At 69.3% G+C, this 15,735-nt stretch carries 8 protein-coding genes and 1 pseudogene; 7 read left to right on the top strand and 2 right to left on the bottom strand.

Annotation, left to right across the window (positions count from 1 at the left end):
• The first annotated feature begins 245 nt into the window (after positions 1-245).
• The 6 genes from ACH4UM_RS40405 (at position 246) to ACH4UM_RS40380 (ending at position 13,225) form a co-directional block, all read left to right on the top strand.
• Positions 246-1,256 carry a TauD/TfdA dioxygenase family protein gene (locus tag ACH4UM_RS40405; protein ID WP_398191232.1) on the top strand — a complete coding sequence of 337 codons (1,011 nt, stop codon included), beginning with the start codon at positions 246-248 and terminating at the stop codon, positions 1,254-1,256.
• Entirely contained in the window at positions 1,253-1,966 is a 714-nt protein-coding gene (locus tag ACH4UM_RS40400) for a DUF6875 domain-containing protein (protein ID WP_398191229.1), read from the top strand. Before ACH4UM_RS40405 ends, ACH4UM_RS40400 begins: the two co-directional genes overlap by 4 nt.
• Entirely contained in the window at positions 1,963-9,162 is a 7,200-nt protein-coding gene (locus tag ACH4UM_RS40395) for an amino acid adenylation domain-containing protein (protein ID WP_398191226.1), read from the top strand. The genes ACH4UM_RS40400 and ACH4UM_RS40395 overlap by 4 nt, the downstream gene beginning before the upstream one ends.
• A 26-nt stretch (positions 9,163-9,188) precedes the next feature.
• On the top strand, positions 9,189-10,139 hold the full coding sequence (locus ACH4UM_RS40390; protein ID WP_398191223.1) for a fatty acid desaturase family protein: 951 nt from the start codon (positions 9,189-9,191) through the stop codon (positions 10,137-10,139).
• Between the two features lie 129 nt (positions 10,140-10,268).
• On the top strand, positions 10,269-11,270 hold the full coding sequence (locus ACH4UM_RS40385) for a GNAT family N-acetyltransferase (protein ID WP_398191220.1): 1,002 nt from the start codon (positions 10,269-10,271) through the stop codon (positions 11,268-11,270).
• A gap of 461 nt (positions 11,271-11,731) precedes the next feature.
• The gene (locus ACH4UM_RS40380; RefSeq protein WP_398191217.1) at positions 11,732-13,225 is read left to right on the top strand and encodes an IMP dehydrogenase; all 1,494 of its coding nucleotides are present in this window, start codon (positions 11,732-11,734) and stop codon (positions 13,223-13,225) included.
• Positions 13,226-13,623: 398 nt separating this feature from the next.
• Here ACH4UM_RS40380 and ACH4UM_RS40375 read toward each other — a convergent pair whose 3' ends face one another.
• Entirely contained in the window at positions 13,624-13,905 is a 282-nt protein-coding gene (locus ACH4UM_RS40375) for a transposase (protein WP_398191214.1), read from the bottom strand.
• Positions 13,906-14,079: 174 nt separating this feature from the next.
• On the opposite strand from ACH4UM_RS40375, the pseudogene ACH4UM_RS40370 reads away from it, so the two are divergent.
• Positions 14,080-14,358 (top strand): annotated as a pseudogene (locus ACH4UM_RS40370) (transposase); the annotation flags it as partial.
• Between the two features lie 40 nt (positions 14,359-14,398).
• Here the strand turns inward: ACH4UM_RS40370 and ACH4UM_RS40365 are convergent.
• Positions 14,399-15,595, bottom strand: coding sequence for an ISAs1 family transposase (locus ACH4UM_RS40365; protein WP_398191211.1), 1,197 nt, complete (start codon positions 15,593-15,595; stop codon positions 14,399-14,401).
• Positions 15,596-15,735 lie beyond the last annotated feature (140 nt).

The raw sequence follows: 15,735 nt of genomic DNA, 5'->3' as shown, positions 1-15,735 counted from the left end.
ATCACCCGCCACCCCGCCCCGGGGTCGCCGTCCCCCACACCGGAAGACGTCGGACCGAGCCCCGTATAGGGCCGGGGACAGCGACCGAGGACGGGCGCGTTCTGTCGCCTGTCTCTCCTGTCGTACACCCAAAACTTTGTCGTGACCAGAACACTTCGATCCCCGGCGCTCAACCGCGCACGCAGCCAAGGGAATCGAGCTCACTCGCGCCACCCGGCGCGACACCGAACAACAAGGGGTGCACCATGCCGGAAACGCCAACCGTCACCCAGCTGAACGTGCGCCGGGCCGCGGGATACATCGGTGCGCACGTCGACGGCATCGACCTGAAAGCCGACCTTGCCGACGCCACGGTCGACCAGTTGCGCCAGGCGCTGCACGAGCACAAGGTGCTGTTCTTCCGCGACCAGCACCTGGACCACGCCGCCCACGTCGCGTTCGGGGAGCGGTTCGGACCGCTCGCCGTACGCGCCCGTGAGCAGGACACCGAGGAACTCGCCCCGTTTCCTCAGATCCTGACGATCTCTCCGCAGCTCGACAGGAAGCTGGTGGGCGCCGACTACGAGGCGGTGTTCCGCAGCAAGTGGGTGACCAGCATCAGTGGTTGGCACGTCGACGCCTCGCAGGTGGTGAACCCGCCGGCGATCGCGTTCCTGCGCGCGGACGAGATCCCCCCGTTCGGCGGTGACACGCACTGGACGAACCTGGTGGCCGCCTACGCGGGTCTGTCGGAGCCGATCCGGAACATGATCGACGGGCTCCAGGCGGAGCACACCTTCTGGCCCGCCCAGCAGCTGGACCCGTCGAACCTGGTCGAGAAGAAGGCCATCGACATGATCGGGAACAAGCGGATGGCGGTGCATCCGGTGGTCCGTGTGCACCCGGAGACCGGCGAGAAGGCGCTGTTCGTCAACCCGTCGCGTACCGCCCGCATCATGGGGATGAACCCGGTCGAGAGCCGCAAGTTGCTGGAGCTGCTGTTCGAGGAGCTCACCCGGCCGCAGTACACGGTCCGGTTCACCTGGGAGCCGGGCTCGGTGGCGGTGTGGGACAACCGGTGCACGGCGCACCTAGCCGCCGCCGACATCGACCACATCGAGGGCGCCGTCCGCATCATGCACCGGACGTCGACCGTCGGTGACATCCCCGTCGGCCCGGACGGCTTCACCTCGTACGCGGTGGCCGGCGAGCCGCTGATCGAGCCGTCGGCGGACAACGGGGCGCCCGCCGATCCCTCCCCGCGGGAAACCCGGTGAGCACAGCCGGACCGGTGATCTTGGCCGCGGCACCGTCGATCATCCCCGGGTCGCTGACCCGGGCTGCCGACGCCGCCGCGGCCTTCGATCGCTACCCGCAGTACCGGGCCGGGCTGCGCTGGCTGGAGGAGTTCGTCACCCAGCCGCATCCCGACCTCGGCCGGTCGGGGGCGGTCTGTCCGCGGCTCGCGCCCGCCATCCGTGCCAACACGGTATGGCTGGTCGCGATCAGCGTGCCCGGGTTCACCCCCCGTCATGCCGCCGATGCCGGTCGGCTCCTGGCGGAGATGTTCGAGGACGTCGCCGCCGGGCCGCACCGGGCGTCCACCGCCCTGCTCGGGTTCTTTCCGGGACTGCCGGGCGAGCACGCCGCCGACTTCATCGACGGCGGCCACCGCATGCTGCGGCCCAAGGCCGTCGAACGCGGCCTGATGCTCGGGGAGTTCCATGCGGGCAGCGACGTCGGCGGCGTGCACAACCGGGCGTTTCCGGTGATGCGCTGCCCCGAGCCGATGTTCGCCATCCGCGCCATGACCCCCCACGACCTGCTGTTCGCCGACCAGCCCGGAACCCCACCGGCCGACCGGCTCAGCTACCTGCTGGCGTATCAGCGGCACATCGGCCCCCGGCTCAGCCCTGCGGCGCGGGAAGGCCTGGAGGCCCAGTTGAGTGCCGCCCGTCAAGCCCTTCCCTCCGGAGAGTCATCGTGACCCTGCATCCCCCGGCCGCCCTCGCCGAGTTGACCCTCGCCGGGGCTCTGGAGACTGCCTACCACGAACACTGGACCTCCGACGCGATCGTCACCGCGTCCGGGTCGTTGACCTACCAGGACCTGGCCGGGAGAGCACACGCGGTCGCCGCCGGCGTGCGTGCCTCGAGTACCGTTCCGTCCGGGCAGACCCCGATCGTGGCCGTGGTCCTCGAACCCTCGCCCGAGTTCGTCGCCACCGTTCTCGGCGTGACCGCCGCTGGGGCCGTGTACCTGCCGCTCGACCCCGACGCACCAGACGCCTTCCTACGTCAGGTGTTCGCCGAGGCCCGGCCGACGCTGGTCGTCACCACCGCCGACCGGGCCGGCCGACTGCGGGAGCAGACCGGAGCGCCTGTGTGGGCGTACCAGGACCTGATCGCCCAGGAGTCCACAGCTCCGGCCACGGACGTGGCGGTGGACCCCGCCGGGCCTGCGTACGTCATCTACACCTCCGGTTCGACCGGCGTGCCGAAGGGGGTGCTGGTCCCCCACACGGCTCTGCTGAACTCCACGGCGGCGCGCGTCGACGTGTTCGGCGAGGCCGACCGTGTGCTGCTGCTGCACTCGCCGGCGTTCGACCTCACCACCGGCATCCTGTTCTGGGCGCTGCTGACCGGCGGCACGCTGATCATCGATCCGTCCGGACTCACCGACGTCGCCCGGACCGTCGACCTGGTGCACGAGCACCGCGTCACCCAGCTGATCTACCCGGCGTCGCTGTACAGCGTGTTCCTGGACCGTGCCGCCCACCGGCCGCCCACCACCCTCAAGGCCGTCGGGATCGGCAGCGAGCGGTGGAGCCCCGCCGTGATCGAACGGCACGTCCGCCTGCTGCCGGACACGTCCCTCGTCAACGAATTCGGACCGACGGAAGCGTGTGTCTGCTCCAGCTACGGCCTGGTCTATGACGCCTCGACCGGGAAGCGGACGCCGATGACCATCGGCCGGCCGGTACGCAACACCGGCTACCTCCTCCTCAGCGGCGACGGCCGACCCACCACCGGGACCGGTGAGCTGGTCATCACCGGTGCGAACCTCGCTCTCGGCTACCTCGACCGGCCGGAACTGACCACCGAGCGGTTCGTCACCGTCGACGGCGAACGGGCGTACCGGACCGGTGACCTCGTTCGACAGGACCCGTCGGGCGACTTCGTGTTCCTGGAGCGGGCCGACCGCCAGGTGCAGATCGGCGGGCATCGCGTCGAACCGGGCCACATCGAATCCGTCCTGATGGAGCACCCCCGGATCCTGCAGACCCACGTCTCCGGACGGGCCGTGGCCTCGGAGTCCGGGTCAACCTCTCTCATCGCCTACCTGGTGCCGATTCCGGAAGCGGACCCGGCCCTGCCGGCCCGCCCAGACGGGGGTGCAGGGGACGAGGCGTCATTCATCGCCGACTGCGACCGCCATCTGCGCGAGCGGGTTCCGGCATATCTCGTCCCCTCCGCGTACGTCGTGATCCACGAGCTGCCCCGGACCGCGTCCGGGAAGATCGACCAGGCGCGGCTGCCGGATGCAGCCTCGGCCGAGGCCGGACCGTCCGCTGCCCAGGCGGCGGACGCGGTGGAACAGCACCTGGCAGCCGCGACCGCGACCATCCTCGGCGTGGCGGACGTGCCGGTGGACCGGTCGCTGCTGATGCTCGGAGCGAACTCCCTGGTGCTGATCCGGCTGGCCGCCGCCGTCGCCGCCGATTACGGCGTGAACCTTCCCGTCAGCGCCCTGTTCGCCACACCTACCATCACGGACATCGCCGCCCTCGTCCGTGCCGCGGCACCGTCCGCGCGTCTGCTGATCCAGCCCGGCACCATCCCCACCGAGACTGGACCGGAGGGTGTCCCCGCCTTCCCGCTCAGCGGCCAGCAGGAGCAGATCTGGGTCCTGACCCAGCTAACCCCGGACGCGCTCGCGTACAACACCCAGTTCTCCCTGTGGATGCATGGCCCGGTGGACGTCACCGCTCTGCAGGCGGCCCTGACGCACATCGTGACCCGGCACGAGATCCTGCGGACCACCTTCCACGACGGTTCCAACGGGCCGGTCCAGGTCGTCCACGGCCCCTGGGAAGCGAAGGTCGAGGTCGTCGACCTCACGGGCATTCCGGAGCAGGACCGCGACGAGGAGCTCGCGGTCCGGATGCGGGCCGAAATCGCCACCGGCTTCGACGTGGCCACCCTGCCACTGGTCCGCTGGCACCTGTTCCGCCTCGCCGCCGACAAGTGGCGGCTGCTGCAGGTCGAGCACCACTTCGCACACGACGGCTGGTCCGCCCAGCTGTTCCTGGCCGAACTCTGCGACGCCTACGAGGCGATCGTCGCCGGCCGGCAGCCGAACCTGCCGTCGCTGCCGGTGCAGTACCGGGACTTTGCCGCCTGGTACCAGGCCTGGCGGGAGACCGAAGACTACACGGACCACGTCACGTACTGGCGTGACGAACTGTCCGGCTGCCCCCGCGACGGCGCGACCTTCGCCGCGGACCGGTCCCGGCCCGTTGCCCGTTCGTACCGCGGCGGTCGGCTGAGCGTCCACATCCCGGCCGAGGTCATGGGCGGCCTCGACGACCTGGCGGCCCGGCACGAGGTGAGCCGTTTCGCGGTCTTCCTGTCGGCCTTCGCGCTGCAGGTGTGGCAGCACACCGACGAGCAGGACATCGTCCTAGGGTCGGCGCTGGTCAACCGCCGCCAGCCCGGCACCGACCGGTTGCTGGGGATGTTCGTCAACGCGCTCCCGCTGCGGGTGCGCGTCGACCCGACTACCTCGCTCGGCGAGCTCCTGCGCACGACGATGAACGTCGTGCTGGGCGCGCAGGACCACCAGGAGCTGCCGCTGTTGGACCTGCTGGCGCGCCTGGACCTGCCGCGCGACCCAGGCCGGAACCCGCTGTTCAACCTCATGTTCGCGTTCCACGACACTCCGCGGCCGCATCTGCGGATGGGGCCGGTGGAGGCGAGTCTGGTCATCGAGCACAACGCGACCGCCAAGGGCGACATCAACGTAGTGTGCGTGCCCGACCCCCGCCACCCGGACGGGGGCGGACGCGACGGGATGACCATCCTGTGGGAGTACGACACCGACCTGTTCGACGCGGACACCGCCCAGGAACTGCTCAGCGGCTTCGAAAGGGTCCTGACCCTGCTGTCGCGAGCGGCCGACCGGCCGATCCGCGAGCTGGACCTGCTGGGTGCCGACGAGACGGCACGGATCCTGGCCCTGAGCACCGGTCCGACCGCGCAGGTGCCGTTCGACACGCTGCACGCCGGGTTCGCGGCCGCGGTGGCCGCCCGGCCCGACACGGTCGCAGTCGAGCACGCCGGATCCGCGTGGACGTACCGTCAGCTCGACGAGCACGCCCGGAACGTCCAGCGGCGACTCACCCACGCGGGGCTTCGGGCCGGTGCGGTCGTCGCAATCACCTGTCCCGCCGGCATCGGCCTCGTCGCGGCGATCCTGGCCACGTTGCGGGCCGGCGCGATCTACGTGTGCATCGACCCGGCCCAGCCCTCGGCCCGCACCGCCGCGATGTTCGACGACGCCGCTCCGAGCGTCGTCGTCGCCAGCCGCGCCGCGTCCGCCGGTGCGTCGACTTCCGGGGCGCCCGAGGGTGTGCCCGTGGTGTACGTCGACGAACTGCCCCTCGACACGGCACCGGACACCGACGAGCTGGCCGACTCGGATGTTCGCCCGACCGACGGCGCCTACCTCGTCTACACCTCCGGGTCCACTGGAACCCCGAAGGCGGTCCTGACCAGCCACGGCAACGCGTGCGCCGCGGTGCACGCCCGTACCAGGTTCCTGAACGCCGAGGGGACCGAGCCCGGCATGACGGTCAAGACCCTGATCACCCTTCCGCTGATCTTCGACGTCGCACCGCACATGATGCTGTGGACGCTGTGGTCGGGCGGCACGATCGTGGTACCGGACACCGCCGACCACGCCCGGGACCCAGACGAGATCCGTTGCCTCGTCGAGCGATGCGATGTCACGCACGTCAACTTCACCGCGTCGTTCTACCGCCAGCTGGTGCGGACGCTGCCCGTCGGATGGCAGTCGCGGCTGAGGGTCGTGGCGATCGGCGGTGAGGCGTGCAGCCCGGAAGACGTCCGCGAACACGGCGTCCGCATCCCCAGTGTGGCCCTGGATAACGAGTACGGGCCGACCGAGGGCACCGTCTGGTGCTCCGCGCAGCGGCTTCACCCGGCAAGCCCCGAAGCGGGCACGCGGGTGAGCGTCGGCGGCCCGCTGACGAACTACAGCATGGTGGTGCTGGGCCCGGACGGGCACCTGCTGCCCGCAGGTGCATCCGGCGAGCTGTACATCGGTGGCGCCGGCGTGGCCGCCGGCTACCACCACCGACCCGAGCTGACCGCCGAGCGGTTCCTCGTCCCGACGACCGGGCCGCTCGCCGGACAGCGCCTGTACCGGACCGGGGACCGGGTCCGGATCAGGGCCGGAAGGTTCGAGATCCTCGGACGCCTCGACGACCAGGTGAAGATCCGCGGATTCCGCGTGGAGCTCGGCGAGGTGACCGCCTGTCTGCTAAAACACCCGGACGTCGCCGACGCCGCGGTGTTCCTCCAGGAATCCAGTGCCACGCAGCGACTGGTCGCGTACGTCGCGGCTCCGGCCGACCGCGCCGTGCGCCCCGAACGACTGCGGGAATGGGCGGGACAGCGGCTGCCCTCCTACATGCTCCCGGCCGGATTCGTGATCATGGAACGCCTTCCCCGTACGTCGACCGGGAAGATCCAGGGGTCGCAGCTGCCGGACCTGCCGTCGACGACCGGCACGGGCCCGGCGTCCGAGCCGGAGACGCCCCGCCAGCAGTTGCTCCTGCAGGTGTGGCGGGACACGCTCCAGCAGCCGGACACCGGGATCGATGACGACTTCTTCGCCTGTGGGGGCGACTCCCTCCAGGCGATCCGGGCCGCCGTTCGGGCACGGGCCCTCGGCGTGAACGTGACCGTCGCGGATCTCCTGACCGCGCCGACCGTCCGTGCCCTGGACCACCTGATCATCCACCGACCCGAAAGCGACGTCGTCACTGTGGCCGAACGCCGACCGGGCGGGACCACCCTCCCGCTCACGGCGATCCAGGCGTGGTTCTTCGCCCAGCGGTTCGCCGACCCGGACCACTTCCACCAGGCGCGCCTGTTCGAGATCGCCGACGACGGCGACCCGGTCACGCTGCGGGCGGCGCTGGCCTGGGTGATCCGCCGCCATGACGCGTTCCGCACCCGGTTCACCCACGACGGGGACAGCTGGACCGCCATTCTCGACGAGGAGCCGGCCGCCGACCTGGTGAGTGAGCACACGGTGCCGGACGGCGACCGGCCGCTTACCAAACGCCTCGACACCGCTCTGCGCGGCCTGCACCGGCGCATCGACATCGCCGGCGGCCGGCTGGCGGATTTCGCGATCGTGCACGACCCGGGCAGCACCCGTACCTGGGCCTATCTGATCGCCCACCACCTGATTGTCGACGCGGTGTCCTGGCAGATCCTCGCCGACGACATCGAACGGGGCTACCGGGCACTGCGGGACGGGCGGGCCCTGCCCGACGGTGCGGCGCCCGGCATACCGTCCCGGGCCGGTGCCGAACCCGCCCCGGACACGCACTGGGAGACGCTCGCCAAGGCGTCGCCGCCAGTGCTCTCCGGTGCCGGGACGGCCAGGCCCGCGGCCGGAGCCGGAAGCCGGATCCGCATCAGCCACCGCCTGTCGCCCCGGGCCGCGGCGTACCTGCGCAACGACGTCCGCCGACTGCACGACATCAGCGCCCAGGCGGTCCTACTGGCCGCGCTGCAGCGGGCGTTGGCCCCGTACAGCGACAGCCCGGACCTGTATGTGTGGCTGGAAGGCCACGGCCGAACCCACTCTGGCTACGGCGACCTTGAGAACGTGGTCGGCTGGCTGACCTCGCTCTACCCGGCCCTGCTCACCGATCTCGAGATGGATCAGGCCCGCCTCGTCGACGGCGCAACAGCCATTGACCGGCAACTCGCCACGGTCCCGGACGCCGGAACCGGCTTCGGCCAGGCACGTTTCCTGTACCCCGACTCGCCCCTCGGCCGCCGGCTGGGCTCTGTCGCCTCGCCGCAGGTCACCTTCAACTACCTGGGCGGGTACCAGCAGGTCGCGAGCGACCATGTCCTGCGACCGGCCGGCGCTCCGGAAGCGGCGACCATCGCCGCGACCAACGTGCTGCCGACACCGCTCGACGTGACCATCGCCCCTGACACGGAGGGCACCCTCGCCTGCCACTTCTCCGTCGATCCGGCGGTTCTGGCCGCTCACGAGGCGGAGCGGGTCGCCGACCGGTTCGCCGCGGAGCTCGAAACAGCCGCCCGCACGGTCCCGCTCACCCCCGCACCGATCACCCGCCCCGCGCGCACGCTGTTCATGGTCCACCCGGGCGGTGGGCTGATCGACTGGTACGCGCCGCTGGCCGGTGCTCTCGGCCGCGGCTGGGACTGCTACGGCCTGCCGCACGACCAGAGCTGCGACGACACGACGATGAATGCCCTGGCTTGCCGCTACCTGTCCCAGATCCGGGCGGCGAAGCCCTCCGGGCCGTACAGCCTGGCCGGCTGGTGCATGGGCGCACCACTGGCCTACGAGATCGCCCGCCAGGCGCACGCCGACGGCGACGGCGACCGGATCGAGGACCTGATCCTGCTGGACCCGCCACGGGCTGAGCAGCAGACGAATCCGGACGACGACATGGTCGCGCACGTGCAGTACGGGGTCCCGCACCAGACGAAACCCGTCATCGCCGATGCGCTCGCCGCGACCGGGCATCTGCCGATGCCGGATCGTGCCGCAGCCCTCGTGGACCTTCTCGGCCCCGCCGATCCGGGTGTGCGCGACTACCCGCTGCTCGGCCAGATGCGGATGCGGCTGAGCTGTCACGCCGCGATGGCCTCGTGGCGGCCCGCCGGGCAGGTGCCCCGTCTGAGGTTGTTGCTGCCCCAGGTCGTCTCACCGGGCTGCGACGGCGCGGCCGAGACCTGGCGTGCCCTCGGCGCCACCGTGACCGTCACCACGATTCCGGGAGATCAGAAGAGCATGCTCACCGCCGATGAACTCCACCAGGCCGTCGCCGCGAGCGATCCGGCCGACAGTCCGCGGCGTCGCAACCCGGATGCGGCGAGTTGACGATGAGAAGGGAAGCTTTTCCGTCCATGACGCCCGACGCGAGTACTGCATCGCGTGAGGACCTGTTCCGACGGGCCAAGGTCACCGCCGCCGACGCACGCGTCTTCACCGCCAAAATGGTTGTCGCCTGTGGTCTTTGGGGCATCGGCGTGGTGCTCGCGCTCTTCGTGGAGGCGTGGCCGGTCCGAGTGCTCGGTGTCGTGCTCATCGGTGCGATGTACGCCCACTGGCTGGAGCTCCAGCACCAGTGCCTGCACCACTCGGCGTTTCGGCGAGCCCGCCTGCACCGGCTGGCGGGCGTGCCGCTGGGCGTGCCGATGCTGGTGTCGTACAGCCACTACCGGGTGCGGCACCTCCAGCACCACCGCTATCTGGGCACGGACCAGGACTCGGAGTTCTTCGGCTTCGACTCGCGGCAGCCGGTCACCTGGTCGGCGCTGATCCGCGAGGCGCTGGCCTTCGGCCGGCTGCTCGGTGCCGTGGCGGACATCGTCCGCTGCTGGGCCGATGCCTGGTCCTACGACATGGGCCAGATATCTCCAGACCGTGAGCGTGAAGTGGTGGCAGAGTACCGGATGTTCGCTCTTCCGATCCTCGGTGCGGTGGCGCTGGCAACCCTCGGGTACGGTGAGCTCGTGCTGTGGGTCTGGCTGCTCCCGCTGCTCGTCGCGGTCCCCCTGCACTTCCTGGTCGAGCTGCCCGAGCACATCATGTGCGACAACTCTTCCACCGACGTGCTGAACAACACCCGCTCCATCACTGGGAGTTGGTTCAGCACCTGGTACACCAACGGGAACAACCTGCACATCGAGCACCACGCCGCCATGGTGGTGCCGATCAATCAGCTGCGGGACCGGCACGACATCACGCTGGCATTCGCGGCACACACCTCGCCGAGCTATCCGAGGTTCTTCCGGGCAATCGCGCGGGAGGCCTCGGCCAACGCCCGGGCGGCCCGTTCCCGGAGGAAGTCGTGAACGCAGGTTCCGCTCCCTCCGTGGCCGGCGGCAGAACACCAGGACGGCTCGCTAGGAGACGCCTGGGGCGCAGTTGCATCGCGAGACGCCCAGCGTATCGCAAGTGTGTGCGACCGAAGGATGGAAAACTTGAGCATAAGCGATGAGAACGGCGTCAGGATCGCCCATGTCGGAATCGACGAGGCTCTTGGTCGCGATTGGCGCAAGGAACAGCCTGACGCCGACCTGGTGCGGGTCAAGGATCCCGACATCACGGCCTGGCAGCCTCTTCGTGAGGCGGGGTTCACAGTCAAGCCCGGCTGGATCACCTGGCTCGCGCCCGCTTGTGCGAGTGAAGAGGATTTCCTGATGCGTATGTCGCGCCGCTCTCGGCGCGGGGCCCGAAGCAGCGCTGCCGCCCTGGAGGAACGAGGAATCACGTTGGTCCCGAGGTCGCCGCTGGACTCCGCCCAGATGGACGAGTTCCTCACGGTGTACGAAGCCCATGTCGCCACCCTGCGAAACGGCGTTCCCTTTGCCCGGCGAGTTCGGGAGCGGCTGCTGGAAAGGCCAGAGGACTACTTCCTGGTCAGGGCCGAGGACGCGGACGGCAACCTGATCGGCGCATGCCTGTGCGAAATCGACGCCGCGAAGTCGATCGTCCGTGTCCGTTTCACCGCTCTGGGAACCGGGGAGCGGGACGGGAACCTCGCCCGGTCGCTCTACCTGTCTGCTTTTCAGGAGACCCGTGAGCGAGGTCATCGGTGGATTTCACTGGGCAGCGACCCGAGCACCTACGGACATCTGGTGCAGCCCGGGCTCTTCGTATTCAAGAGTAGATTCGGGCTCTTTCCTGTCCCACTGAAACTGCTGCAGCCGAACGCCCACCCCGTGCAAGCTGCTGACGAGGCGGATCTCGTGCTTCGATTGACCGCCCTTTCCGACCCCAGCCTTCACATTGCCTACGACGGTGACGCCGCGACCGGTCACGGTACCGATGCCGCCTGGCTTTTCAGGGAGGACGCCCAGCAGGATCCGGCGCTTGTCGTGCCGTTGCACTTGGAGGTCCTGTCGCGCGATGCGGAAATCGATACGAATGCCTATCGTGCGGGGTTTCTGAGTCGGACGACCCTGCGAGTGCTCGATGCGTGACGCGGCGCTCGTCGTGCGGAGTGACCAGCCTACGGGCTGAGCTGGCCGGGCCCGCCCAGCTCAGCCACCACGGGCGGACTCACTGAGTCGCGGTGGAAGCCTGCACTGGTTCAGGGATGTGACCTTCCACGAGGACGCATCCCAGTCAGAACCGGAACCGGACGTCGGGACCTGGCCCCCTTTACCAACCTGGGCATCGGCGCCCTCCGACTCGCCGGACGGGTCAACGTTGCCCACGCCCGCCGCGACCTGCTCCACCGCGCCGACGCCTTCACCGCCTACGGGATAGGCAGCGAACCCGGACATCACGACACACGCCGGGACCGTACGGTGCGGTACCATCTCTTATGGCGTATTGGAAGTAAGCGCCTGTGCAACACCGAGCAGTTGGGTCACGCACTGCCCGCACGAGCCTCGCCAATTCCTCGTTATCGGCTTGAAGGCTCCTTTCTGGAGACGACGTGAAAATCCTCCCCGAGATCTCTCGTACGCTGAGTGAATACCTCCTCATCCCGGGCCTGACCACAGAAGCCTGCACGCCGGACAATGTGGACCTCGGAGCGCCGTTGGTTCGTCACCGGGTCGGTGAGGAGCCGGGAATCAGGGTCGCCACCCCCATGGTGAGCGCCATCATGCAGGCGGTGTCGTCACCGACACTGGCGGTGGCACTGGCGCAGGTCGGCGGGCTGTCGTTCATCCATCAGAATCAGCAGATCGAGGACCAAGCCGCGGACGTGCTGGCGGTGAAGCGGCACAAGGCCGGCTTCCGGACCAGCGAGGTCACTGTGACGCCGCAAACGCCTCTCAGCGAGGTCGCCCGGCAGCTATCCGAGGCCGACCAGGGCGTGGCGGTGGTCACGCGGAGCGGTAAGGCGGACGGCGAGTTTCTCGGGATCATCAGCCTCGACGATTTCCATCTGGAGCGTCATGGGGCCTCCGAGGCCGCCGGCAACCGGATGCGGGTCCGTGACGACCTGGTCACCGCGTCGGCCTCGATCTCCCTGTCCGAGGCCAATGAGCTGATCTGGCAGCACCATCTGGACGTGCTGCCGGTGCTCGAGGGCGGCCGGATCGTCTCCCTGGTCCTCAAGAGGGACTACCAGGCCCACAAGACGTACCACCGTGCGACCGTGGACAGCGAGAAGCGTCTGCGTGTGGGCGCCGGCATCAACTCCCGCGACTTCAAGGACCGCATCCCCGCCCTGGTCGAGGCCGGCACGGACGTGCTGTGTCTTGACTCCTCCGACGGCTATTCCGTGTACCAGGCGAAGACCCTGGAGTTCGCCCGTGAGAAGCACGGGGACGATGTCTTCGTCGGCGCGGGCAACGTCGTCGACGGGCGGGCTTTCCGCTACCTGGCCGATGCGGGCGCGGCGTTCGTGAAGGTGGGGATCGGCGGCGGAGCCATCTGCACGACTCGGGCGCAGAAGGGCATTGGCCGTGGGCAGGCCTCCGCGCTGCTCGATGTGGTCGAGGCACGCGACGCCTACGCCCAGGAGACCGGGGTGTACGTACCGCTGTGCTGCGACGGCGGTCTGCTCAACGACTCGCACATGGCGATGGCGCTGGCGATGGGAGCGGACTTCATCATGCTCGGCCGCTACTTCGCCCGGCTCGACGAGAGCCCGTCGCGGAAGCTGCAGATCGGCGACCAGTGGTACAAGGAGTACTGGGGCGAGGGCTCGCGGCGGGCACAGAACGCAGCCCGGTACGGTCAGCGCGGCCAGATCGTCTTCGAAGAGGGCGTCGACGGCTACGTGCCCTACGCCGGCAGTCTGTACGACAACGTGGAACGGACCCGGGCCAAGCTGATCTCCACGATGATCAGTTGCGGGTCGACGAACCTGCGGGACTTCCATCGGGATGCGGTGCTGGTTCCGGTGTCGGCGGAGTCCTTCAAGCAGACCGGGGCAGAGATCGAGGTGCGCCGGCCCGCCATCGACGCCGGGGAGTGACGTGACCGGCCGGGCTGCTGCCTGGCCGGGGCGGCCCCGTGCCCTCGGCCTGAGTGCGTGACGCTGACACGAAAAAATAGAGTGCATGCGGGGCAGGCCGTTGGGATGGGGTCGAACCGGACGGTGAGTCCGAGGCGGTTGGCTTCCTTGGCCATGCGCCGCATGGCGCGTTCGGGGTCGCGGCGGGTGAAGTAGTCGGCTCCGAGGTCCTGGTAGGTGGTCTTGTTGCGGAGGATGTGCCAGATCGCGATAGCGATCTTGTGCATCACGGCGACTTGGGCCCGCCGGCGACCGCGGCGGGCGGCGATGCGCCGGTAGTAGGCGCTGCGGTAGCAGTCCTTGTTCCGGATCGCCGCCATCGCGGCAACGCCCAGTACGCGTTTGAGGTTGCTGTTGCCCTACCGGGTGCGGCCGGACTTGTTGACACCGGCGGACTCGTTCATCCCCGGGCAGACTCCGATCCAGAAGGCGAGGTGGCCGGCGGTGGCGAACTGCGCCATGTCACCGCCTGTTTCGGCGATGATGATCTGGGCGGCCGCGGGGCCGATGCCGGGGATGGTGTCGAGGCTGGCCACGTTCCGGTCGTGTCCCAGGCGGGCGAGGAGCGCGGTGATCCGGGCATCGATCCGGTTGGCCGCGGAGGTGAGGTGGTCGATCTCCTCCAGGTAGTGCCGGCACATGAACGCGTGGTGTTCGGTGAACTGCCCGTCCAGGGCCTCGATCAGCTCCGGGATCTTGCTGCGGGCCCGGCGGACGGCGAGTTCGGCAAGTGCCCCGGGATCGCGCTCACCGTTGATGAGCGCGTTCAGGTGGCCCGGCCGCTGGCCCCGGTGATGTCGGAGAGCACCGAGGAGAGCGACCGTGCCCGGCCGGGCTCGAAACACCACCTGATCACCGAAGCGCACGGCATCCCCCTGGCGGTCTCGCTGACCGGCGGGAACCGCAACGACGTCACCCAGCTCATGCCGCTGATCCAGGCCGTCCCGCCGGTACGCGGCCGACGCGGACGGCCCCGTCGACGACCGGACAGGCTCTACGCCGACCGGGGCTACGACCACGACAAGTACCGCAAGCAGGTCCGGGCCGTGGGCATCACCCCGGTCATCGCCCGTCGCGGCACCGAACACGGCTCAGCTTGTGATTTATCCAGGGGCCTCGAACAACAGGGCTTGATCAAGTTCCGTGAGTGTCCAGGTTGTTGGTGATGCCCAGGATGGCGAGTGATCGTTCGGGTTCGTGGCGGAGGGCTCGGGTGGTCTTGGCGATGTTGTCGGCTCCGAGGATCTTCAGGGTGCCGATGGAGAGGTTGCGGATGGTGGCCATGGCGCGGGGTGCGGTGCCGGCGTGAATGGTCGAGGCGTCCTCGGCGAACGTGACATCTCGGATGTAGTGGGAGGAATTTTCGATTCCCCAGTGCCCGCGAATGGCGGCGGCGAGGTCGGCGGGGCGGGTTTGATGGGCGGCGAGGCTGGTGACCGCGTAGACGTTCTCGCGGGTTTCGGGCCGACCGGCGGGCTTGCGGCGGCGGTGGACCCGGATGGCGAGGTGGGCGTGGGGGAAAGCGATGCCGCCGAGGTTGTCGGCGATGGCGCAGGTCTTGGTCGAGCGGGACTCGCGACGGCCGTGGGCGGTGGCGGAGGCGGTGTGCTGGACCTTGATCGAGGTCCAGGGCAGGGCGGCGAGCTGGGCGTAGGCGGTGGGCTGGTTGGTCTTGATGACGGCGATGTAGTGGGCCTTCTTCGTCTCGACCAGCCAGGTGATGTTGGCCTTCATCGAGTGCAGGGCATCGAAGGTGACGACGGTGTCGGCGAGGTCGAGTGGCGCCAGCAGGGGCTTGAAGTGGCGCGTCTCGTTGGTCTTCGCACCGACTTCGACCTGGGCAATCGTGGCGACGTGGTCGTGGGTGACCGCCGAGAGCAGGTGACGGCGCGGCGCGGCCAGGCGGGCCGAGCCCTTGAGGGCCTTGCCGTCCACGGCGATGACCTGCCGCGATCGGGCCTCGGGCACGTCGGCGGACGAGGTGACGCGGTGCCGGTCGGCCAGGTAGGCGCCCACGGCCTGGTCCAGGGCGTCGCCGTCAAGTGCCTGAAGGACGCGTCCGAGAGTGACCGGCTTGGGGCTGCGCCGCCAGCCGAGCAGGTGACGGCGTATCCCGAGGGATGCCAGCAGCGAGTTCGTGGCCCGCTCGCCGAACTCGGCAAGCTCCTCGATGCTCTTCGCGCCGCAGACGGCCGCGCAGGCACACACCAGCAAGATCGCCGTCAGCGAGTACCACCGGCCCCGGCGTGAGCGCGGATCCGGAACCGATTCGAGGTAGGGACGCAGGTCAGCGATCCGGTCCGCATCCAGCGGCCCCAGTTTCTCCAGCACGGCAGGGATGGGGGAAGATGCAACAGCAGGCACGGGACGTCGTGAGAGGCTGTTTACTCCTTTGTGTAAGAGGTGATCTTGCTGGGTGCTGGTCGGGCCCCGGCTGACACCAGGAATGTGACGCACAGTGAGTGACCTGA

The sequence above is a fragment of the Streptomyces sp. NPDC020801 genome (genome assembly GCF_044334385.1).
GTDB lineage: Bacteria > Actinomycetota > Actinomycetes > Streptomycetales > Streptomycetaceae > Streptomyces.
This window is presented reverse-complemented; position numbering and strand designations above follow the sequence as displayed.

What these genes read in the sequence shown, in the direction of transcription:
- ACH4UM_RS40405 (WP_398191232.1), top strand. Translation starts at nt 246, where the DNA reads ATGCCGGAAACGCCAACCGTCACCCAGCTGAACGTGCGCCGGGCCGCG.
- ACH4UM_RS40390 (WP_398191223.1), top strand. Translation starts at nt 9,189, where the DNA reads ATGACGCCCGACGCGAGTACTGCATCGCGTGAGGACCTGTTCCGACGG.
- ACH4UM_RS40375 (WP_398191214.1), bottom strand. Translation starts at nt 13,905, where the DNA reads ATGTGCCGGCACTACCTGGAGGAGATCGACCACCTCACCTCCGCGGCC.